The organism is Agrococcus beijingensis (genome assembly GCF_030758955.1).
In the GTDB taxonomy this organism is placed as follows: Bacteria; Actinomycetota; Actinomycetes; order Actinomycetales; family Microbacteriaceae; genus Agrococcus; species Agrococcus beijingensis.
This window is the reverse complement of sequence record NZ_CP132360.1, coordinates 2052202-2072663: the sequence shown is the minus strand read 5'-3', so window position 1 is coordinate 2072663 and position 20462 is coordinate 2052202. Positions and strand designations below refer to the sequence as shown.

Below are 20462 nucleotides of genomic sequence, written 5' to 3'. Positions count from 1 at the left end.
TGTGCCCTTCTATCGATGATGCGAGTCGATGTCGGCGACGGTGGCGCGTGCCATCCGCCCGACGCCGACCAGCGTGGCGGATGCCGGGCCGCACCAGTCGCCGTAGCCGACGAAGTAGAGACCCGGGACAGAGGCCGACGCGGTCATGAGGTCGCTGCGCACCTGGGGCGCGCCTCCGGCGCGGTCGAGCTCGAGCGACAGCGCCGGCGCGAGGTCCGGCCGGAAGCCCGTGCACCAGATGACGACGTCCACGAGGGTCTCGGAGCCGTCCGTCCAGCGCACGCCCGTGGGGATGAGCCTGTCGAGATTCCAGCGCGCCCGCAGCCCGCGGCCTCGAGCGGCACGCACGGGCGGCAGCGCCACGATGTCGCCGAGATCCGCCACGCCTCGGCTGTGTCCCTCCACCTGTTGCGTCGCTGCGGCGAACAGCTCGCGTCCACCGACCTCGTCCGGCAGGAACCGCGGGATGCGTCTGGTGACCCAGGTCACGTCGGCGGACGGTTCGAGGTCCGCCGCGATCTGCGCGCCGCTGTTGCCTCCGCCGACGACGCACACGCGAAGACCCTCGAACTCGGCCGGCCCGGCGTAGTCGCGCGTGTGGAGCTGGCGGCCACCGAAGTCGTCGATCCCTGGCACGGAGGGCACGAACGGCCGGCCCCAGGTGCCCGTAGCCATGACGACCACGTCGGCGCGGCGCGTGCCGCTGGTGGCGTCGATCTCGAACCTGTGGTCGCCGCCCCGTCGGATCTGGGAGACCTCCTCGCCGTGCGAGACGGGCAGCTCGTATCGCTGCGCATACGCGCGGAGGTAGTCGACCACCTCGGGAGCTGAAGCGGTTTCCTCGCGCGACTGGGGCATGCGCATGCCCGGCAGCGACGAGAAGTCGGCGGGCGAGAAGAGGCGCAGGCTCGGCCACATGTCGGCCCACGAGCCGCCTCCTTCGGGGCGGCTCTCGAGGAGCTCGAACTCCGGGGCCGACTCTCGTCGCCCTTGGGCGGCATCGCGACGCAGCCGCGCCAGGAAGTAGCCGACCGCGAGGGCAGACTGACCGCCGCCGATGACGGCGATCGACCGCGGCGCCGTCATGGGCGTGCCGATGCGGGCGGTCGGGCGATGCGACTCACAGCGTGGGTCTCAGACGGATGCGATGCCGAGCTGATCCAGCATGCGGTCGACGTGGACCGTGATCTCGTCGCGGACGCGTCGCACGTCCTCCGGCGTCGCGTGCTCGGGATCGTCGAGCTGCCAGTCCTCGTAGTGCTTGCCGGGGTAGATGGGGCACGCGTCGCCGCACCCCATCGTCACCACGACGTCCGCGGCGCGCACGACGTCGTCGGTCAGCGGTTTCGGGAATTCTCCGGTCAAGTCGAGCCCGATCTCGGCCATGGCCGAGACGACGGCAGGGTTCAGCGAGGTCGCGGGCATCGAACCCGCGGAGCGCACGACCAGGCGTCCGCTCGAGCGCTCGGCGGCGATGGCGGCGGCCATCTGGGAGCGACCTGCGTTCTGCACGCACACGAACAGCACGCTGGGGCGGTCCTGCGGGATTGCGCCCTTCGCCTCAGCGAGGGCGTGCAGCCGGTCCTTCGCGAACCGGGTGACCCGCGTGACGAGGTGCGCCTTCACTGCCGACGTGCGCAGGAGCGCGGTGTACGACTCGAGGACATAGCGCTCGATCGTCTCGCTCGCGAAGATGCCATGGAAGTCCGTGCTCAGCTCGTCGGTGAGTGCGTGCAGGAAGCGCTCGGGATAGGTGATCCCGGGCAGGCCGCGGCGTGTGCCGACGTCGAGCTGGTCCATCCTCAGCTCGCGCTGGGCACGAGTTCGGCGAGCAGGCGCTCGACGCGGCCCCTGATGTCGTCCCGGACGCGGCGAACGGTCTCGATGTCCTTGCCGGCCGGGTCCTCGAGCTCCCAGTCCTCGTAGCGCTTGCCGGGGAAGATAGGGCAGGCGTCACCACAGCCCATGGTGATCACGGCGTCGGATTCGCGGACGGCGTCGACGGTGAGCACCTTAGGGGTGTTGCCGGCGATATCGATGCCGACCTCAGCCATCGCCTCGATGGCGACGGGGTTGATCTGCTCCTTCGGCGCGCTGCCGGCGGAGAGCACCTCGACGGCGCCGTTCGAGAGCGCCGCCGCGAATCCGGCAGCCATCTGGGAGCGGCCGGCGTTGTGCACGCAGACGAACAGGACGGTGGGGTTCTCGGACAACGTGGGTCCCTTCGGTCGAGCGCTGACCCTCAGCGCGGCGAAGCGTCTGCTCGACGCTCATCTATATGTACCGCAGTCAGGTGAAGCGCAGGTGAACGACCTGCCCATGAGCGGTTCTCGGCGGGCCGCTTGCCTTGATTGTCTCGTCTGCGACGACCGGGTTGCCAACAAGCGATTGATAGATGACCATCTATGGCAAGCCCCCGTTCACTCGTCGTTCACATAGAAGGTCTTCTATGTGTCTGTCGCGGTCATCGCGGCTTCGATTCCGCGGCATGGCCCGCACACGAGAGGAACATCGTGACCAAGTCCTTCACCAAGTCGGCAGTGCTGACTGCCGCCATCGGCGCCGCAGCGCTGATGCTCACCGCATGCGGTGGTCAGGCAGCTCCGCAGTCCCCGTCGGGGTCGGCCGCCGGAGACAGCGTGCTCTCGGGCCCCGTCGTCGCCGACGGCTCGTCCACCGTCGCTCCGCTCAGCGAGGCTGCCGCGGACCTGTTCCGCGACGTGGAGCCCGACGTCAACGTCACCGTCGCCACGAGCGGCACCGGTGGCGGTTTCCAGGCGTTCTGTGCGGGAGAGACTGACATTTCGAACGCATCGCGCGCCATCAAGGACGAAGAGGCAGAGGCTTGTGCTGCGGCCGGCATCGAGTTCACCGAGATCGTGGTCGCGAACGACGGCCTTTCGGTCGTCGTCAACCCCGAGAACGACTGGGCACAGGACCTGACCGTCGAGCAGCTACAGACGATCTGGTCGCCGGAGTCCGAGGGCGAGATCATGAACTGGAACCAGGTCGACCCGTCGTTCCCCGACCAGCCGCTCACCCTCTTCGGGGCCGGTACCGACTCGGGCACGTTCGACTACTTCACGGACGCCGTCAACGGCGAGGAGGGCGCGATCCGCACCGACTACAGCCCCTCCGAGGACGACAACATCACGGTCCAGGGAGTCTCCGGCGACGTCGGCGCGATTGGCTTCTTCGGCCTCAGCTACGTCGAGGAGAACGAGGGCGCGATCCGCGCGGTCGCAGTCGATGGCGTCATGCCCTCGACCGAGACGGTGCAGGACGGCACCTACACGCCGCTGGGCCGCGAGCTCTTCATTTACGTGAACAACGCCTCGTACGCCGAGAAGCCGCAGGTCGCCGCCTTCGTCGACTTCTCGCTCGACAGCCACGCCGAGATCGCCGAGGCTTCGCTCTTCGTGCCGCTGACCGAGGAGCAGGTCCAGGTCGCCCAGGACGAGCTGGCCACGCTCAGCTGAGGCGAGCGACGCACATGACGAGCATCACTGCACGGAAGGGAGGCCCGGGTCTGGACCCGGGCCTCCCGGCCTCGCCCTCCCTGCGCGGCCGTCGCCGACCGGGTGAAGCGCTGGTCAGGCTGGCGCTGCGGGTCGCAGCCGGCATCACCGTCGTCACGACCCTCGGCATCGTCGTCGCCCTCCTCGTGCCGTCACTCGGCTTCTTCGCCGAGGTGCCCCTGACGGACTTCCTGTTCGGCGACCGCTGGGCGCCCCGCTTCGCGGACTCGTCATTCGGCGTCCTGCCGCTCGTGACCGCCACTCTCTGGACCACGGTGATCTCGCTCGTGGTCGCGGTACCGCTCGGCCTGGGCGCCGCAATCCTGCTGTCGGAGTACGCGAGCGCCAGGCTCCGCAAGGTGCTCAAGCCGCTCCTCGAGATCCTCGCGGGTGTGCCGACGGTCGTGTATGGCTTCTTCGCGCTCCAGTTCGTACAGGCCACCGTGCTGCGCGAATGGCTGCAGCTGCCGACGGGCGCGTTCAGCGTCCTCGCCGCAGGCCTCGTGATGGGCATCATGATCATCCCGACCATCGCGTCGATCTCGGAGGACGCGATGTCCGCCGTGCCGCAGGCGCTCCGACAGGGCTCTGCAGCGCTGGGTGCGAACCGCATGCAGACCACAGTCCGCGTCGTCTTCCCGGCCGCCCTCTCGGGCATCATCGCCGCGGTCGTGCTCGGGGTGTCCCGCGCCGTCGGTGAGACGATGATCGTCGCCATCGCCGCCGGCAACCAGGCGGTGATGGTCTCTGACCCGCTGCAGCAAGGGCAGACGATGACGGGCTTCATCGCGAACGCCGCGCTCGGCGACTCCCGCGTCGGCTCGCTCGAGTACGACACCCTCTTCGCCGTCGGCCTACTGCTCTTCTGCATCACCTTGGTGATCAACGCGATCAGCATCGCCCTCGTGCGACGCTTCCGAGAGGCCTACTGATGACGAGCTTGCAGTCCGCGATCCGCGGCACCCGACCGCTCACGGGGCGCGGCGGCGAACGCCGCCCGGGACCGGTGCTCTTCCTGATACTGCTCTGGCTCTCACTCGTCGTAGCGTTCAGCGTGCTCGTCACGCTCATCATCACGATCGTCCTCGAGGGCATGCCGCAGTTCACGACGCGACTGTTCACCGAGTACCCGGCGTCGTCGCCCGACGAGGCCGGTGCGCGCCCCGCCATCCTCGGTTCCATATGGGTGATCATCACGACGGCGGTCATGACGGTCCCGCTCGGCGTCGCGGCCGCCGTGCACCTTGAGGAGTTCGCCGACCACCGAAATTGGTTCAACCGCCTCATCGAGCTCAACGTGCAGAACCTCGCTGCGGTTCCATCCATTGTCTACGGCCTTCTCGCCCTTGCGTTCCTCTCGCTGCTGGGTGTGCGCGACAAGAGCATCGTCATCGGGGGAGCGCTCGCGCTCTCGCTGCTCATCCTTCCGGTCGTCATCATCGCGACCCGCGAGGCGCTGCGATCCGTGCCGATGGAGATCCGCCATGGTTCGCTCGCACTCGGAGCGACCCCGCTCCAGACGACGTGGCGGCAGACGCTGCCCTCCGCAGTCCCCGGCATCGCGACCGGCACGATCCTGGCGCTCTCCCGAGCGCTCGGAGAGGCAGCGCCGCTACTCGTGCTCGGAGCGCTGGTGTTCGTCAGCTTCGACCCGAACGGGCTGCTCTCGGGCTACACGACCCTGCCGATCCAGATCTTCGGGTGGACGGGACGGCCCCAGGCGGGCTTCCACGAGCTCGCAGCCGCGACCAGCGTGCTGCTGCTCGGCGTGCTGCTCGCGATGAACGCCGTCGCAATCCTCATCCGCAACCGATTCCAGAAGCGTTGGTGACCCATGTCCACCGAATCACACAAGCCCACCGTGCACGTCCAGGCCCGCCGCCGACATGAGATCGACGACTTCCCGCCGCAGCCGGTCCTCAGCTGCGAGGGCGTCGACGTCAGCTACGGCGACTTCCGTGCAGTCCGCGGCATCGACCTCGACTTCGGCCTCAACGAGATCACGGCCCTGATCGGCCCGTCCGGTTGCGGGAAGTCGACGCTGCTGCGCTCGCTGAACCGGATGAACGACTTGATCGAAGGCGCCCGTGTGGACGGGAAGGTGCTCTTCCACCAGCAGGACCTGTATGCCCGGGACGTCGATCCCATCGAGGTGCGCCGCAGGATCGGGATGGTGTTCCAGAAGCCGAACCCCTTCCCGAAGTCGATCTTCGACAATGTCGCTTACGGACCGCGCGTCACCGGCATGCGCGTGGGCTCGATGGATGACCTCGTGGAGGAGGCGCTCACGCGCGCTGCGCTGTGGGACGAGGTCAAGGACAAGCTGAAGGACTCCGCGCTCGGCCTGTCCGGAGGGCAGCAGCAGCGGTTGTGCATCGCGAGGACGATCGCGGTCAAGCCCGACGTGATCCTCATGGACGAGCCCTGCTCCGCACTGGACCCCATTGCCACATCCCGCATCGAGGACCTCATGCAATCGCTGCGCGACGACTACACCATCGTGATCGTCACGCACAACATGCAGCAGGCGGCCCGAGTGGCGGACCGGACGGCGTTCCTGACCGCGCAGGTCGACGAGCACGGCCATCGCTTCGGCGCGCTCGTCGAGTTCGGCCGCACCTCGCAGATCTTCGAGCGTCCGGTGGACGAGCGGACCTCTGACTACATCTCCGGCAAGTTCGGCTGATGCTGGCGGCGACCGGCCACGCGACCGTTGTCGCGGTCGGAGAGTCGCTCGTGCGAGGCAGCCCCGCCGAGCACCGGTTTCATCACTTCCATGTCGCGCAACGACCAGATCCGCTCGGGGCGCTTGCCGAGGCCATCCGGCACCACGACGCGGTGCTGCTCGTGCCGACGTCGCTCGAGCCTGCGCTCCTCATCGAGCTCCTTGAGCTCGTGCAGCGTCTGGAGTCCATTCCGGTCCTCCTAGCCCTGGCGAACGGATGGACCTCCGAGGCAGTCGGGATCGCGATCCAGCGGGGCGTCAACACGCTGCTGCATGCTCCGGTGACGGCGGCGGAATTGGGCAGTGCAGCCCACCACGCGCTTCGAGCGGCGCCTCGCGCGTCGGCGAACGCGCTCCGAGTCGGCAAGCTGACGCTCGACCTGCATCGCGACCTGGCGCGGTGGGCGGAGACCGACATTCCTCTTCGTCGCAGCCAGCTCGACCAGCTGCAGCGGCTGATGCGCGCGTATCCCGAGCCGGCGCGGTTCGATGAACTGGCCCTGCGCCCAGGCGGCACGCCCGTGACGCGGAAGGCGGTTCGTCGCGCGATCGCCGCGGTCCGAGCCGAGCTGCGCGCCGCCGCGGGTGGGGGGATCGTCGTGGAGCCGGTAGCCCGCGTCGGTTACTGCCTCCGCCTCAGCGAAGTGTGACGCCCAGTTCGTCGAGCAGGCCCTCAACCTCCGAACGGATCGCGTCGCGGATCGCGCGCTGCTGCTCTCGGTCCTTGCCCACCGGGTCGTCGAGCGCCCAGTCCAGATAGCGGCGCCCCGGCAGCACTGGGCAGGCGTCTCCGCATCCCATCGTGACCACGACGTCGGCTGCCAGCACGACCTCGTCCGTCAGCGGCTTCGGGAACTCGGCGGCCATAGGGATGCCCACCTCGTCCATCAGATCGACGATGTCGGAGTGGACCCGCGACGCCGGCGCAGAGCCGGCGGTCCGCACATGCACACGAGTTCCCGCCAGGTGCCGAAGCGTGGCCGCCGCGATCTGCGAACGGCCCGCGTTCTGCACACAGACGAAGAGCACCTCCGGCGTCCCAGCGAGCACGAGTCCCCGTGCGGTTGCGAGCGCGCCCAGGCGGTCGGCGGCGAATCGAGCGGTGAGCGAAGGCAGATGCGTCGAGATGCTCGCGCGCGACCGGAGCAGGTCATAGCTCTCACCCACGTATCGATGCACCGTCTCGGCAGCGAAGGTGGAGCTGAACCGGTAGCCGAGGTCAGCCGCGACCCGCTCGATCGCCGGGGGGAGTGCGCCTCTCGCGACCGGGTCGGCGGGCGGCGCGCTGCGAGAGTCGGCGGCGAGGATGCGCCCGAACCGGACGAGGGCGTCGGGCGTGGGGGAGAGCTCATCGAGACGCGACTCGAGCAGCCCAGCGGCAGACAAACCCTCGATGGCGGCTGCGAGGTCGGACGCTGAGGCCTCAAGGGCTTCGTTGAGGGCATCTCGTTGCACAGCTCCGCGTGTCGCCGCGACGCTCAGCACTTGCAGGCTCAGAGGGTCTGCGAGCGCCTTCAGCTGCATAACGCGCGCATTCGCCGCCGCAACGTCGAGCGCAGCGCCCGAGACCGCCGGCCGCCGGGTCATCGCAGGAGATCGAGGATGTCGTCGCGGCGGTCTGGACTCAGGGAGATCCAGACTTGGCGGCCGACGGGCTCGCGCTGCACGACGCCATCGGCTACCAGGATCCGGATGTGGTGCGTCACCGTCGGCTGACGAAGCCCGAGAGCGTCAGCGAGGACGCCGATGGTCACTTGCCCATCGGGAGCGCTGGCGATCAGGCTGAGCAACTGCAGACGAGTCGGATCGGCGAGTGCGCGCAGCGTCTGCGCGATCGACTCGGCGCTTCCGCGGTCGAGGGGCCGTCGGCCGGCGTGATCGGCCGGGTCGATCGCGCGGGCTCCCATCTTCCGATGCTATCGCCGAGCACCTCGGCTCCTGTTCTGCTCTGTGGCGACGCGCGGTGCAGGGTCCATGGTCGGACCGAGGAGGCTCTCGAGCAGCGCATCGACACGGACGGCGATGTCGTCCCTGATCGCGGTGGCGCCCTCAGGCGAGGCCAACGCTGGATCTCCGACAGCCCAATCCTCGTACCGGACTCCCGGGATGATCGGGCAGACGTCGCCGCAACCCATCGTGATGACGACGTCGGCGGCGCGAACCGCGTCGTCGGTCAGCGGCTTGGGGAACGCTTCGAGCGGTGCCCCGACGCCCAGCTCTTCGAGCAGCGGGCGCACGCTCGGGTGGACCGCTGCCGCTGGCGACGAGCCCGCGGATCGGGCGACGACACGTCCTTGCGAGGCTCGCTCGATCATGGCCGCCGCCAGCTGCGAACGGCCAGCGTTCGCGACGCACACGAACAACACCTGCGGCGGCGCAGCGACCCGGTCGCGCGCGAGATCGGCCAGCCGTTGCCGGGCGAAGCGCTCGGTCAGCGGCACGAGGTGCGTGGTGATCCGCGCAGCTCGAGCCAATCCGGCATACGACTCGCGCACCACGCCGGCGACGGCGTCCGCGCTCAACTGCGGGTGCCGAGCGGAGAGGGTGGCAGCCATGTGCGTGAGCGCCTCGTCGACGTCCTCGAGGCCCTGGTAGCGGTCTGTCAACGCCGACGGGGCCAGCGCAGCCGGTGCGAACGACTCGAGCAGGGTCGTGATCGCCGGTCGGAGCGAGGCTTCGATCGAGTACCAGACCCACGTGCCGCGACGCTCAGAGACGAGCACTCCAGCGTCCTTCAGCACCTTGAGATGGTGAGAGACGGTCGGCTGCGACACGTCAGCGAGTTCGGCGAGATCGCAGACGCACGATTCAGCCCGGGGATCGGAAGCGATCGCGGAGAGCATGCGCAGGCGCAACGGGTCGGCGAGCGATTTCATCATCATCGCGATTGCTGCCGCAGCCGCATCACCGATGGCGTGCGACACCGTCGTCGAGCAGGACGGCGATTGAGTCAAGGTCGTCATGGCGTGCTCCGCTCTCGGCTCGACAGGGAGCCGACTTCAGGCTCGGAAGGGACAGGATCGGTGCGGAACCAGACGCGGCGCGCCCAGAGCGAGACGTAGACGAGCCCTACGAGCACCGGCACCTCGATCAGGGGTCCGACGACGCCGGCGAGCGCCTGGCCCGATGCGGCACCGAAGGTCCCGATCGCGACGGCGATCGCGAGCTCGAAGTTGTTGCCGGCCGCGGTGAATGCGAGCGTCGTCGAGCGCGCGTAGCCGAGCCTGAGGGCCTTGCCGGTGACGAGGCCGATCGACCACATCAGCGCGAAGTAGGCCAGCAGCGGGAGTGCGATGCGGGCGACGTCGAGCGGTCGCTGCACGACGTTCTCGCCCTGCAGGGCGAACAGCAGCACGATCGTGAAGAGCAGGCCGTAGAGCGCCCACGGACCGACCGCGGGGAGGTATGTGCCTTCGTACCACTGGCGTCCCCGCGTGCGCTCGCCGATCCAGCGCGACGCGAACCCGGCGGCGAGCGGGATTCCGAGGAAGATCAGCACGTTGACCGCGATCTCGCCCATGGAGATGTCGAGTCCCTGCACCTCGAGGCCGAGCCATGCCGGCAGCACGCTGAGGTAGAACCATCCCAGCACGGCGAAGGCGACGACCTGGAAGACGGAGTTGATGGCGACGAGCACGGCCGCTGCTTCTCGATCGCCGCAGGCGAGATCGTTCCAGATGACCACCATGGCGATGCATCGAGCGAGGCCGACGATGATCAGGCCGGTGCGGTACTCGGGCAGGTCGGGCAGGAGCAGCCAGGCAAGGGCGAACATGAGCGCCGGCCCGACGAGCCAGTTGAGCACGAGGGACGAGATCAGCAGACGCCGGTCGCCCGCGATGGCGGCGACTCGGTCATACCGAACCTTGGCGAGCACCGGGTACATCATCACCAGGAGGCCCAGCGCGATCGGCAGCGAGATCCCGCCGATCTCCAGCTGCGCGAGGAGCGCGCCGACGGCGGGCACGGTGCTGCCGAGCAGCAGCCCAGCGCCCATGGCCAGCGCGATCCATAGCGGCAGCCAGCGGTCCAGAGCGGAGAGGCGGCGAGGAGCAGCTGCCTCGATCGGCGCCTGCTCGGCGCTGGTGGCGACGGTCACGCGACGAGGCTCTCGACGAGGTGGGCAGGTTGCGCGAGCTCGAGTGCTGCGAGGTAGTGCTGGGCGTCCTGCGCGGCCGCGCAGCCGGTGCCGGCGGCGGTGATCGCCTGCCGGTAGGTGTGGTCGACGAGGTCGCCCGCTGCGAAGACGCCTGCGACGTTGGTGCGCGTCGAGGGGTGATCGACGAGGACGTAGCCGTCACTGTCGGTCGTGACCTGCCCAACGACCAGCTCTGACCGGGGGTCGTGGCCGATCGCGATGAAGGCGCCGCTGACGGGGAGTGCGCGCTCGGCGCCGGTCACGGTGTCGCGAAGCGTGATCGACTCGAGCTGCTGGTCGCCGACGAGATCGACGACCTCGCTGTTCCAGGCCACGTCGATCTTCGGGTGCGTGAGGGCCCGCTCGGCCATGATCCGCGATGCACGGAAGGCGTCGCGGCGGTGCACGATCGTCACCTTGGATGCGAACCGGGTGAGGAACAGCGCCTCCTCCATCGCCGAGTCGCCGCCACCGATCACCGCGATCTCCCGCTCGCGGAAGAAGAACCCGTCGCACGTCGCGCACCACGAGACGCCGTGCCCGCTGAGGCGGTCCTCGGCTGGCAGGCCGAGCTTCCGGTAGGCGGAACCCATCGTCAGGATCACGGCGCTCGCAGCGAACTCGTCGCCAGAGCCGGTGCGGATGCGCTTGACGGGTGCCTCGAGATCGAGTTCGATCGCGTCGTCGAGCAGGATGCGGGCACCGAAGCGCTCTGCCTGCGCACGCAGCGACTCCATGAGCTCTGGGCCCTGGACGCCGTTCACGAAGCCGGGAAAGTTCTCGACCTCAGTGGTGGTCATGAGCGCACCACCCGCCGTGACGGATCCCGCAATCACCACGGGGGCCAGGCCCGCGCGCGCCGCGTAGATGGCAGCCGTGTAACCAGCCGGACCCGAACCGACAATGACGAGCTCTGTAGTTTGCATAGACACATCTCTATATTGACGGAACTAGATGTACGGAGCAAGCCGACGCGCGGAGCGCTCCGCGACGGTTTCGGTCAGACCGCCGCGGCCGCGAGCTGAATCGTCTCAGGCGCGGCACAGCAGCTACTGCCGCCGAAGTCGCCGCTGCCGCCGCACACGCCCGTCTCAGGCAGGACGAGTTCATTCCGGGACGCTGCCTCGTGGTCGCCCGCGAGCTCCGCGACGACGCTCCGCACCTGCTCGTAGCCGGTGAGCGCCAGGAATGTGGGCGCACGGCCGTAGCTCTTCGCACCGATGATGTACAGGCTCGGCTCCGGCTGAGCGAGCTCGGCCGCTCCGGTCGCGGCGACCGTGCCGCACGAGTGGATGTTGGGGTCGATCTCCGCCGCGAGGCCGGCGACCGAGTCGAGGGCGGGATCGATCGCGACCCGCACCTCGGACACGATGGAGAGGTCCGGACGGAATCCGGTGAGCGCGAACAGCCGCGCGACCGGTCCGAGCTCGCGGCCGTCCTCAGCGACGAGCACGATGCCGTCGCCCGCGCGTCGGATCTCCTCGACGCGGAAGCCGGTCATCAGCTCGACCGAGCCGCGCTCGATGGCACGGCGAGCGCGCACGCCCAGTGAGGCGCGCTGGGGGAGCGCATCCGCCTCCCCGCCGCCGAGTGCGCCCTCGACCGAGGGCCGCCGCACGAGCCAGGTGACGCGCGTGCCGGGGTGGCGCTCCGCGAGCTCGGCCAGCCGCAGCACCGCGTGCACCGCAGAGTGGCCCGCACCGACGACGGCCACGTGCGTCCCGGCGAGCGCGCTGACGTCGGCGGGGATGCGGTACTCGATGTGGTCGGCTGCGGCTCGCTCGCCGAGCGCGGGCGTGCCGTCGGCGCCCGCTGGGCCGGGTTGGGTCCACGTGCCGGATGCGTCGAGCACGGCCTGTGCGAGCAGGCGCTGCTCGCTTCCCTCGCGGTCGATCACCCGCACCGCGAACGGCTGCTCTGCGCGGCCTCCGTCGACGACCTTGTCTCGGCCGAGTCGAGTGACCGAGGTCACCTCGAAGCCGAAGCGCACGCGGTCGCCCAGTGCTGCGGCGAGCGGCGCGAGGTAGTCGCGCACCCACGCCTCGCCCTTGGGGTAGCCCGAGGTCGGGATAGCCTGCCCCTCCGCTTGCAGCAGCCGTCGACTCGCCGAGTCGACGAGCTCGTCCCAGGCCGAGAACAGCCGCACGTGACCCCACTCCGACACGGCAGCGCCCGCGCTCGCGCCCCGCTCCAACACGATCGGCTCGAAGCCGCGCTCAAGCAGGTGCGCCGCGGCGGCGAGTCCTTGAGGGCCGGCGCCGATGACGATGACGGGAAGGTCAGACATGGATGCTCCTCGCATTGAAGTCCGTCGATGCGTTGATCCTCCAGCAACGTATCGACGTTTGTCAATGCGTGTGGCAGACTGCCGCCATGACCCCCACGACAATCGTCGCCGCTGAGGCTCCAGAGACCTGCTGCACGCCGGCAGAGTCGGCGGTGTCGGCGCAGGAGGTGGTGCGCATGGCGGCGGTCTTCAAAGCGATGGGCGATCCCACGCGAGTCCGTCTGCTCTCGCTGATCGCCGCGGGTGAGCAGGGTGAGGCCTGCGTCTGCGACCTCACCGATCCCGTCGGGCTCTCGCAGAGCACGGTCTCGCACCACATGCGCATCCTCACCGAGGCTGGACTGGTCGAGCGCGCGCAGCGAGGCAAGTGGGCGTACTACTCCGTCGTGCGCCCGGCGCTCGACGACGCCGCCGCCGCGCTGCGCGCGTTCTGACAGGAACTGCCGGGTGAGCACCGACGCTCCGCCGGACGAGGTCGGTCTCGCGCCCGGCTCGCAGCGCTGGCGGCTCGCGACGCTGTCCACCGGGCAGGTGATCAGCTGGGGAATCTTGTACTACGCGCTGATCGTCGCTGCGCCGGTCGTCTCGACCGACACGGGCTGGCCGCTCGCGACGGTGATGCTCGCGTTCTCGGCAGGCCTCGTGGCGTCCGCGATCGCGGGCATCCTCGTCGGGCGGTGGCTCGACCGTGGCAGCCCCCGCGTCGTCATGACTGGCGGCAGCCTCGTCGGCGCGCTCGGCCTCGTGGTCGTCAGCGCCGCGCACGACCTGCCAGTGTTCGTGATCGGGTGGATCGTCGTCGGGCTGGGTCAGTCCGCCGTGCTCTACCAGGCCGCGTTTACGGTCATCACGCGCAGGCACGCATCCGGCCGGCGCCGCGCGATGACCGTCGTCACGCTCGCGGGCGGTCTGGCGTCGACGGTGTTCGCGCCCGTCGTCGCCGGGATGCTGAGCGTGCTCGACTGGCGGGCGACCATGCTCGCACTCGCCGTCGTCTTGGTGGTGACCACGACACCGCTCCACTGGTTGAGCCTCGAGCGGATGTGGCCGCCACGGTCAGCGGGAGTGGCGGAGGAGCCGCACCACTCCGTCTCGACGGTGCTGCGGACACGCCGCTTCTGGACGCTGGAGCTGGCGATGATCGCGGTCGCGGCGGCGCTGTACAGCGTGACGCTCGCGATCATCCCGCTGTACACCGAGCACGGTATGACCTTCGAGCTCGCGGCGTGGGGGCTCGGACTACTTGGTGCTGGGCAGGTGCTCGGACGCATCGTCTACGTCGTGCTGCCGCACGGCGCGTCGCCCTGGGTGCCGCTCGCACTGACCGCCGGGTTGAGCGCACTCGCGCTCGGTCTGCTGGCACTCGTGCCCGGCCCACCCTGGCTGCTGATCCTCATCGGGATCGGCGCAGGCGCCGTGCGCGGCGCGCAGACCCTCGTGCAGGGCTCCGCGGTGGCGGATCGGTGGGGAACGCGGAACTACGGGGCGATCAACGGCGCGTTCGCCGCGCCGATCACCGCGGTGACAGCGCTCGGCCCCGCGCTCGGCCCCGTCCTCGCGAGCGCGACCGGCTCGTACGCAACGATGGGTCTGGTCGCGGCCGTACTCGCGATCGTTGGGTTGATGCTGGCGCGGTTCAGCTGACGACTGGCGAAGACGACCCGGACCGCGTGCGTTGCACCACCAACTGGCGAGCGTGCGTCGCACCGCTGCAGTCCCTTCGCCAACGCCGACTCCGATTGCCTGCAGCAGCGGCAGGACGTTCCGCGGATAGGCGCTGGGCACCGGTCTTCGCATCGTTCGGACGCGAGATGCGGGAGGATGCGGTCGTGGTGAAGTTCAGGCGCGGCAGCGACACTCGGTGGACGCTCGACGAGGTGCGAGCGCACTTCGAGCCCGGAGAACGCTGGGCGTACAAGGAGCCCGGGAAGAGCGATTACCTCGAGGCGCTCATCCAAGCGATCGTGCCCGACAGTCGGCCGCCGCGCGTGCGCGTGGTCCTGTTCGAGGAGGGCTTCGAGACAGGGCGGAAGGCGGTGCCTCCAGGCCGTCTGAAGGCGCCTTGGGCGGACGTCGAGGCCCTCCGCGATGAGGATGCTCGCTGGGCTCGATTGACGTCCGACTGGCCGGGCTGGCCAGCGCTCGACGTTGCGATGGCGGTGCTCGAAGACGAGAAGTCCCCGCACTGGGAGTACAAGTACTGGCGAGACGGCGCTGGCGTCGTGTTCGATGTGGAGGGTCTAGCGCTGGAGGTGGGAGTGCCGGTCTCCGAGCTTCAGGACGCGCTTGGATTCGAGCAGGATGGCGGCACCGTTGTCGGATGGTCGGTCGTGGCTAGGTTGGCACGCCAGGCTCTGCTCCGTGATGACGCGCTACTCGCCCGTCGCATGTTGCGGGACGTGGACACGGAACGGGCCGAGCGTGCCGAGCAGGTTCTGCTGAATCGGATCGAGCAGCCCTGGCTTCCGGAGGGTCACCCCACTTTCGACTCGACCGACCGCTTCGCGGACAGGACCGAGGAAGGGCTTCGCGTGATCCTCGGGGACATCATCGAGATGCGCCGTCGTGAGGACGGGCGGTTGCTGATGCTCGACGCTGCAGCCTTGCTCAATCGCGTCCATGCGGCACTCGACGTCAAGAGCGCGGGCAAGCGACAGCGCGAGCTTGCGAGCGAAGTCGAAGCGTTGCTTGAGCGAGTTGCGGTCTTCGAGCGGGAGGAAACCGGGGGAGCGGACCGGGGCCTGCGGTCCGCACCGAGTCCGCAGGAGTCCCAGTAAGCCGCGGTGGGCACCCGAGTCCGCCTGGCGTGATTCCGCTAGTTCCCTGGCCCTGCGGGGTGCTGCAGTACGGGTCAGGGTGCCGAACCACGTTCCGCTTCGACGTGTGAGTTCGGCCCCCGACCCGGGCCCGTCGGGCTCGCGGTTAGGCTGGCGCTCATGATCGGTCGCGGCGACATCGGCGATGCAGCCACGGTGATGACGCTGCTGCAGGGAACCGGGCGATCGCAAGGGCTGAGATCCTTGGTGTCCGGCTGGGACATGCTGCAGGCGGATGTCCCCGATCGGGAACGCATGGAGACGGCATGGTCGATCCTGGTCGGGTCGGGGATCGCCGAGGTCGGCTCGGGCTGGAGCCTGAGCCTGACCGGGGAGGGCGACCGCGTCCGCAGCGCGGTGCGAGGGCGCGGAGGGATGCGCACCGTGGTCGCCGAGCTCGCCGACCGATTGGCGCAACGTGACCTGGCGATGGCGCCGCTGCAGCTTCCCGCCGAAGCGTTCGATCGTGCCGTCCAGGCCTACCGGGGGAGCGACCGGCTCGCCGTGACGGGTCCCAACGCCAGCCGAAGGCTTCGCGACGGGGTAGTGCTGCTGCTGGCGTCCGCGCGCTCTCGGTGGCGGCGGGAGTGACGGGGTGACGATGGTTCGCTGGCAGTCGCAACTCGACGACGTCCGCCGAGCGATCGAGCGGCTGCGCGACGCGTGCGCAGCGGACGGAGACTCGCGGCGACGATCGACTGCTGCATGGCTCGAGGAGCTGTTCGTCGACGTCGCCGATGCGGATGCGCTTCGGCAGGGCGCCCGGGAGGCGTCGTTGCTCTACGTCGGGGGTATGGGCTCCTTCCAGGACGTGGGTTCCGCGCGGGTGGCGGCAGAGGTGGACGCGCTGCGATTGGCCCTTCGCGCCGCGACGCGCGCTCGCGCGTAGCGCGATGAGCACAGGGCCTCGGTCCGGTGCCTACTCGCCGCCGTATTGCGGCGACTGGCCGCCGCGCGCGAGCCAGCCCTGTGCGTCGACGATCGACGGATGCTCTTCGACCTGCCAGTAGGGCTGGTAATCATCGCGGTACCGATCGCGCCCGAACAGTCGCTCCGCCGCGGCCTGGGTGAGGCGCGCCGCACGACGGTGCAGCTCGTCGGTGAGTCGTCGCCGGTCCAGCTCCTGCGCGCATCGCTGCGTGACCGTGGTCTGCAACGGGAGCGAGCAGCTCGCCAAGGCGAGAGCGACGGTCAGCAGCTCCTCGTCGTTGAACGTGCCGATGCCCCGCGCGTCACGCTCCGCCAGCGCCTCCCGCTCGATCTCCCACGGCGACTTCGATCGCTGGGCGAGCGCCGAGAGCCAGTCGTAGTCGCCGTCGCGGTCGAGCTGACGCAGTCGTGGCAGGGCGAGTTCGACAGGGAGATGCCGCTCTTCTGTGGGGAGCAGGCGTCGCAGCTGCGGTCCGATGCTCGACTCTGAGCGCCCGACTCGTCGAGCGATCTCGGCCAGCGTGGAGCCGCCGCGGCACGCGCGCATGAGCTCGAGGAAGTCATCCTCGTTCCACGGCTTGCCTCGACGTGGCGGCTCAGCGTCCTGCAGCGGTGTCGGGTGCGGTGGCTCGGTCGGCGTGATCGTCATGAGCGGCACGATGGCGCATCCGCTGCTCTCGCGGGGTGGGCAGCAGTCGCACCTGTGGATAGTCGGGCGAGCCCCGGTTCGCCGTCGACCTGCTCTCGAGCGGTCGCCTGTGGAGGGCGCTCAAAGCCGCCGTCCAGCATCTGCCCAGGCGCGCGCTGGCAGTCTGGATCCCGGTACTCCTGGGGCGGGAAACGTCTTGGATGAAGGCCCAGTGACAGCCCCTCCGCCTCGGCGCGAGGGGCTTCCACATTCGCGGCCCCCGTCGGTTGGCTTCCGGCCCGCGGGCACGGCAGTCTTGACCTATGTCGAACCCGACCGCCGCAATGCTCGTGATCGGCGACGAGATCCTGTCAGGCCGCACCCGCGAGGCGAACGCCTACCACCTCGCCGGTCGGCTGACCCCGGTCGGGATCGAGCTGCGCGAGATCCGCGTCGTGCCCGACGACCACGGCGTGATCGTCGATGCGCTCAACGCCCTGCGCGCCGCGCACCGGCACGTCTTCACTTCGGGCGGCATCGGGCCGACGCACGACGACATCACGGTGGATGCCGTGGCCGCCGCGTTCGGCGTCGCGGTCGAGGTGCGCGACGATGCTCGCCAGCAGATGCAGGCCGCCGTCGGCGTGGGGCGGGTGCTGACCGCCGAGCACCTGCGCATGGCGCGCATCCCGGCCGGCGCGGAGCTCATCGTCAACCGCATCAGCGGCGCGCCGGGGTTCAGCGTCGGCAACGTGCACGTCATGGCCGGCGTGCCCGACATCTTCGTCGCGATGCTCGACGAGCTGCTGCCCAGCCTCGAGGCGGGCAGCCCCGTGCTGTCGCGCGAGGTGCGCTTCGAGGTCGGCGAGGGCCGCATCGCGGCTCCCTTGCGCGAGCTCGCCGCCGCGCTGCCGACGTTGAGCATCGGCTCCTACCCGTTCCGCGACACCACGGGCTACGGCACGAACATCGTCGTGCGCGGCACCGACGCCGCCCTCATCGACCGAGCAATCGAGCGGCTGGAGGCGATCCGCAGCGCGACCGCCTGATCGGCGCTCGCGCAGGAGTCACTCCGGGCGCGGCGGCCTGCGGTTGCGCTTGGTCTCGGATCGCTGGATCTTCGCCTCGCTGCGCCGACGCTGCGAGCCGCGCGTGGGCCGGGTCGCGCGCCGCACGGAGGCAGGCACGACCGCATCGCCCAGCAGCGCGATGATGCGGCGTCGCGCCGCGTTGCGGTTGTCGAGCTGCGAGCGGTGCTCCGAGGCGCTGACCGTGAGCACGGTGCCCGTGAGGCGGCCGGCGAGCCGCTCGAGCACGCGAGCGCGCTGCGGCTCGCTGAGCGCGCTGGTGGTCGCGAGGTCGAGGCTCAGCTGCACGCGCGAGTCGGTGGTGTTGACGCCCTGCCCGCCAGGGCCCGACGACCGGGAGAACTGCTCTACCAGCTCGACCGCGGGCACGCGCAGGCCGCGCGGTGCGCCGGGGCCTGGGGGCACGTGCAGATCGTCCACGAGACGAGTGTGCCCGAGCGGCGTGCCCCGGCGAGCCAGCGGATGCGCGAGCGCATCGCTCAGCGCGCGCAGCCGATGCAGGTGGTCGCGTCGGGCCGCGCCTCGAGCCGCTCGGGCGCGATCGGCCCGCCGCAGACGCTGCAGGTCGCGCCCTGGCCGCGCGCGAGACGCGCGGCCGCCTCGTCGACGGACGCCAACGCATCCATCTGTGTCTGCCGGAGGCCCTCGAGCCGCGACCACTCCGATGACAGCGACACGCCATCCGGGTCGTGCTCGTCGTCGTCGTGCTCGCGCTCGCGCATGCGACGCAGCTCGGTCAGCTGCTGCTCGACGTCGGCGAGCTGCGCGAGCACGGCGCGGCGCCGCTCGGCGATGCTGGCTGCGCGGGGATCCGACATCGCTCCACCATAGGTCGTGCGCGGCCACGGCTCGGCCGCACCAGCGGCAGGATGTTGGCATGAACGCCCCGCACCTGCAGCGCGCGCTGCTCGACGGCTACGTCGTCGACACGGACCCCGCACGGCTCGACGTCGAGCGCATCCACACGTGGCTGTCGACGGATGCGTATTGGGCGTTGGGCAGGCACGTGGACGTCGTGCGCCGCGCGATCGCGGGATCGGTGAGCTTCGGCGTCTACGCGGCCGACGGCGCCCAGGTGGGCTATGCCCGGCTCGTCACCGACGGCGCCACCTTCGGCTGGCTGTGCGACGTCTACATCGACCGCTCCGCCCGCGGGCTCGGGCTCGGCTCCGCGCTCGCGAGGGCGATCGTCGATGCCGTGCGCCCGCTGCAGCTGAAGCGGCTGATGCTCGCGACCGCCGACGCGCACGAGATCTACCTGCAGGCCGGCTTCGTGCTGCATCCGAACCCCGAGCAGGTGATGGTGCTTGCGGCCGAGCAGGCGTGAGCGCGCCTGGTGACTGCCGCAGGTCGAGCATGGCGCGGGCGGGCTGGAGCATCCACGATGGACGCATGCAGGATCCGAAGCAGCAGCTCACCGCATCCGAGATCGCCGACGCCGGGCTGACCGGTTGGCGACACGTCGACGACACTTTGACGGCGCGATTCCGCACCGGCAGCTTCGCCACGGGGCTGGAGCTGGTGAACCGCGTCGGCGCGTCGGCCGAGGCGGCGAACCACCACCCCGACGTGCAGCTGACCTACGGGGCCGTGGAGGTCACGCTGACCAGTCACGACGCGGGTGGTGTCACCGGCCGCGACCTGCGCCTCGCGCGCGAGGTCAGCGAGCATGCGACGGCGATGGGCATCGAGACGGCCGAGCACCGCTGACGCCACCAGCGACACGGAGCGCCACGTCGCGTCCTCCACAGCCACGCCCCGCGGCTGCTTCGGGTCGCTGGTTGCTGAGCGACACTCGCCGCATGGGAATCCGCTACTACGCATACGCCTTCGAGCCCGAGCGCACCGAGCAAGCGCTCGCCGACCCGCGCAGCATCATCTCTTCCGATCCGCTCGCCGACGCTTGGGGCCTCCCGCACGGCTGGCGGGTCGGCACGACGACCGACTTCCGCCAGTCCGTGCCGGAGGCCGACATGCTCTACCTCGACAAGGCGTGGTCTGACCTGCAGACCGCCACTGGCCCCGGCGAGGACGGATCGCCCGCGCGTCCGGCCTTCCGGATGTTTGAGGGTCGGGTCCGGCAGACGTACGAGGGCTGGGAAGCGTGGGTGCGCGCGTTGACGCCGCAGGACGTCCGCGAGATCGTCGTCGATCTCGACGAGCTCGACGACGATGCCGTTCGAGCACGTCTCAGCGGGAGAGCGCGCTACGAAGCCGAGCCAGGGCACGAGGCCGACTACGCGCTGAGTCACCTCCAGCGAGCCCGCGAGTTCGTCGCAGGGTTGGTCGCCGACGGGCGGGGCATGGCCTACCTGATCGGCTGAGCGACACC

Annotated in this window: 26 protein-coding genes; 14 read left to right on the top strand and 12 right to left on the bottom strand. The window is 69.9% G+C overall.

Annotation, left to right across the window (positions count from 1 at the left end; genetic code table 11):
- Window positions 1-9 precede the first annotated feature (9 nt).
- From Q9250_RS10050 to Q9250_RS10040, 3 genes are read right to left on the bottom strand one after another with little or no spacing between them, the layout of a single operon-like run.
- On the bottom strand, window positions 10-1086 hold the full coding sequence (locus tag Q9250_RS10050) for an NAD(P)-binding domain-containing protein (RefSeq protein WP_306231771.1): 1077 nt from the start codon (window positions 1084-1086) through the stop codon (window positions 10-12).
- 48 nt (window positions 1087-1134) lie between these two features.
- Window positions 1135-1800 (bottom strand): arsenate reductase/protein-tyrosine-phosphatase family protein, encoded by a 666-nt coding sequence (locus Q9250_RS10045; protein WP_306231770.1) that lies wholly within the window; start codon window positions 1798-1800, stop codon window positions 1135-1137.
- A 2-nt stretch (window positions 1801-1802) separates the two neighbouring features.
- Entirely contained in the window at window positions 1803-2213 is a 411-nt protein-coding gene (locus tag Q9250_RS10040; protein ID WP_306231769.1) for an arsenate reductase ArsC, read from the bottom strand.
- 300 nt (window positions 2214-2513) lie between these two features.
- On the opposite strand from Q9250_RS10040, the gene Q9250_RS10035 reads away from it, so the two are divergent.
- The 5 genes from Q9250_RS10035 to Q9250_RS10015 are packed head-to-tail and all read left to right on the top strand — an operon-like array spanning window position 2514 to window position 6893.
- Window positions 2514-3479 (top strand): PstS family phosphate ABC transporter substrate-binding protein, encoded by a 966-nt coding sequence (locus Q9250_RS10035; RefSeq protein ID WP_306231768.1) that lies wholly within the window; start codon window positions 2514-2516, stop codon window positions 3477-3479.
- Between the two features lie 14 nt (window positions 3480-3493).
- Complete coding sequence (pstC, locus tag Q9250_RS10030) at window positions 3494-4450, top strand: phosphate ABC transporter permease subunit PstC (protein WP_306231767.1); 957 nt, start codon at window positions 3494-3496, stop codon at window positions 4448-4450.
- Window positions 4450-5349: a phosphate ABC transporter permease PstA gene (gene pstA / locus Q9250_RS10025; RefSeq protein WP_306231765.1), complete on the top strand. Its 900-nt coding sequence runs from the start codon at window positions 4450-4452 to the stop codon at window positions 5347-5349. Before pstC ends, pstA begins: the two co-directional genes overlap by 1 nt.
- A 60-nt stretch (window positions 5350-5409) precedes the next feature.
- Window positions 5410-6204 (top strand): phosphate ABC transporter ATP-binding protein PstB, encoded by a 795-nt coding sequence (gene pstB, locus Q9250_RS10020; RefSeq protein WP_306233979.1) that lies wholly within the window; start codon window positions 5410-5412, stop codon window positions 6202-6204.
- The gene (locus Q9250_RS10015; protein WP_306231764.1) at window positions 6204-6893 is read left to right on the top strand and encodes a response regulator transcription factor; all 690 of its coding nucleotides are present in this window, start codon (window positions 6204-6206) and stop codon (window positions 6891-6893) included. Before pstB ends, Q9250_RS10015 begins: the two co-directional genes overlap by 1 nt.
- Here the strand turns inward: Q9250_RS10015 and Q9250_RS10010 are convergent.
- The 6 genes from Q9250_RS10010 to Q9250_RS09985 form a co-directional block, all read right to left on the bottom strand.
- Window positions 6880-7767, bottom strand: a complete 888-nt coding sequence (locus Q9250_RS10010; protein ID WP_306231763.1) for an arsenate reductase ArsC — start codon at window positions 7765-7767, stop codon at window positions 6880-6882. The two genes, Q9250_RS10015 and Q9250_RS10010, sit on opposite strands and share 14 nt — an antisense overlap.
- A 59-nt stretch (window positions 7768-7826) precedes the next feature.
- A complete protein-coding gene (locus Q9250_RS10005; protein WP_146792724.1) occupies window positions 7827-8150 on the bottom strand; it encodes an ArsR/SmtB family transcription factor in 324 nt (107 codons plus the stop codon).
- 9 nt (window positions 8151-8159) lie between these two features.
- Window positions 8160-9206, bottom strand: a complete 1047-nt coding sequence (locus Q9250_RS10000; RefSeq protein WP_306231760.1) for a metalloregulator ArsR/SmtB family transcription factor — start codon at window positions 9204-9206, stop codon at window positions 8160-8162.
- Window positions 9203-10342, bottom strand: a complete 1140-nt coding sequence (arsB, locus tag Q9250_RS09995; RefSeq protein WP_306231758.1) for an ACR3 family arsenite efflux transporter — start codon at window positions 10340-10342, stop codon at window positions 9203-9205. Before arsB ends, Q9250_RS10000 begins: the two co-directional genes overlap by 4 nt.
- Entirely contained in the window at window positions 10339-11307 is a 969-nt protein-coding gene (trxB, locus tag Q9250_RS09990; protein WP_479688790.1) for a thioredoxin-disulfide reductase, read from the bottom strand. Before trxB ends, arsB begins: the two co-directional genes overlap by 4 nt.
- 74 nt (window positions 11308-11381) lie before the next feature.
- A complete protein-coding gene (locus Q9250_RS09985) occupies window positions 11382-12668 on the bottom strand; it encodes an NAD(P)-binding domain-containing protein (protein ID WP_306231755.1) in 1287 nt (428 codons plus the stop codon).
- Between the two features lie 86 nt (window positions 12669-12754).
- Here Q9250_RS09985 and Q9250_RS09980 point away from each other — a divergent pair, with 86 nt between their 5' ends.
- The 5 genes from Q9250_RS09980 (at window position 12755) to Q9250_RS09960 (ending at window position 16373) form a co-directional block, all read left to right on the top strand.
- Window positions 12755-13102 carry an ArsR/SmtB family transcription factor gene (locus Q9250_RS09980; RefSeq protein WP_306231753.1) on the top strand — a complete coding sequence of 116 codons (348 nt, stop codon included), beginning with the start codon at window positions 12755-12757 and terminating at the stop codon, window positions 13100-13102.
- Window positions 13103-13115: 13 nt separating this feature from the next.
- Window positions 13116-14312, top strand: a complete 1197-nt coding sequence (locus Q9250_RS09975; protein WP_306231752.1) for an MFS transporter — start codon at window positions 13116-13118, stop codon at window positions 14310-14312.
- A gap of 185 nt (window positions 14313-14497) precedes the next feature.
- A complete protein-coding gene (locus Q9250_RS09970; RefSeq protein ID WP_306231750.1) occupies window positions 14498-15445 on the top strand; it encodes a hypothetical protein in 948 nt (315 codons plus the stop codon).
- A gap of 159 nt (window positions 15446-15604) precedes the next feature.
- On the top strand, window positions 15605-16075 hold the full coding sequence (locus Q9250_RS09965; RefSeq protein WP_306231749.1) for a hypothetical protein: 471 nt from the start codon (window positions 15605-15607) through the stop codon (window positions 16073-16075).
- 10 nt (window positions 16076-16085) lie between these two features.
- Complete coding sequence (locus Q9250_RS09960; protein ID WP_306231747.1) at window positions 16086-16373, top strand: hypothetical protein; 288 nt, start codon at window positions 16086-16088, stop codon at window positions 16371-16373.
- Between the two features lie 30 nt (window positions 16374-16403).
- Here the strand turns inward: Q9250_RS09960 and Q9250_RS09955 are convergent, their stop codons facing one another.
- A complete protein-coding gene (locus Q9250_RS09955; protein WP_306231746.1) occupies window positions 16404-17063 on the bottom strand; it encodes a hypothetical protein in 660 nt (219 codons plus the stop codon).
- A 302-nt stretch (window positions 17064-17365) separates the two neighbouring features.
- Between Q9250_RS09955 and Q9250_RS09950 the strand changes: the two genes are divergently transcribed.
- Window positions 17366-18091 (top strand): competence/damage-inducible protein A, encoded by a 726-nt coding sequence (locus tag Q9250_RS09950; RefSeq protein WP_306231744.1) that lies wholly within the window; start codon window positions 17366-17368, stop codon window positions 18089-18091.
- Window positions 18092-18109: 18 nt separating this feature from the next.
- On the opposite strand, the gene arfB is transcribed toward Q9250_RS09950, so the two are convergent.
- Window positions 18110-18550, bottom strand: coding sequence for an alternative ribosome rescue aminoacyl-tRNA hydrolase ArfB (gene arfB / locus Q9250_RS09945; protein ID WP_306231742.1), 441 nt, complete (start codon window positions 18548-18550; stop codon window positions 18110-18112).
- A gap of 59 nt (window positions 18551-18609) precedes the next feature.
- The gene (locus tag Q9250_RS09940) at window positions 18610-18948 is read right to left on the bottom strand and encodes a TraR/DksA family transcriptional regulator (RefSeq protein ID WP_306231740.1); all 339 of its coding nucleotides are present in this window, start codon (window positions 18946-18948) and stop codon (window positions 18610-18612) included.
- Between the two features lie 59 nt (window positions 18949-19007).
- Here Q9250_RS09940 and Q9250_RS09935 point away from each other — a divergent pair, with 59 nt between their 5' ends.
- From Q9250_RS09935 to Q9250_RS09925, 3 genes are all read left to right on the top strand, one after another.
- Entirely contained in the window at window positions 19008-19457 is a 450-nt protein-coding gene (locus Q9250_RS09935) for a GNAT family N-acetyltransferase (protein WP_306231739.1), read from the top strand.
- 65 nt (window positions 19458-19522) lie between these two features.
- Complete coding sequence (locus Q9250_RS09930) at window positions 19523-19840, top strand: 4a-hydroxytetrahydrobiopterin dehydratase (protein ID WP_306231737.1); 318 nt, start codon at window positions 19523-19525, stop codon at window positions 19838-19840.
- Window positions 19841-19932: 92 nt separating this feature from the next.
- Window positions 19933-20454 carry a DUF1877 family protein gene (locus Q9250_RS09925; RefSeq protein ID WP_306231736.1) on the top strand — a complete coding sequence of 174 codons (522 nt, stop codon included), beginning with the start codon at window positions 19933-19935 and terminating at the stop codon, window positions 20452-20454.
- Window positions 20455-20462: the final 8 nt, after the last annotated feature.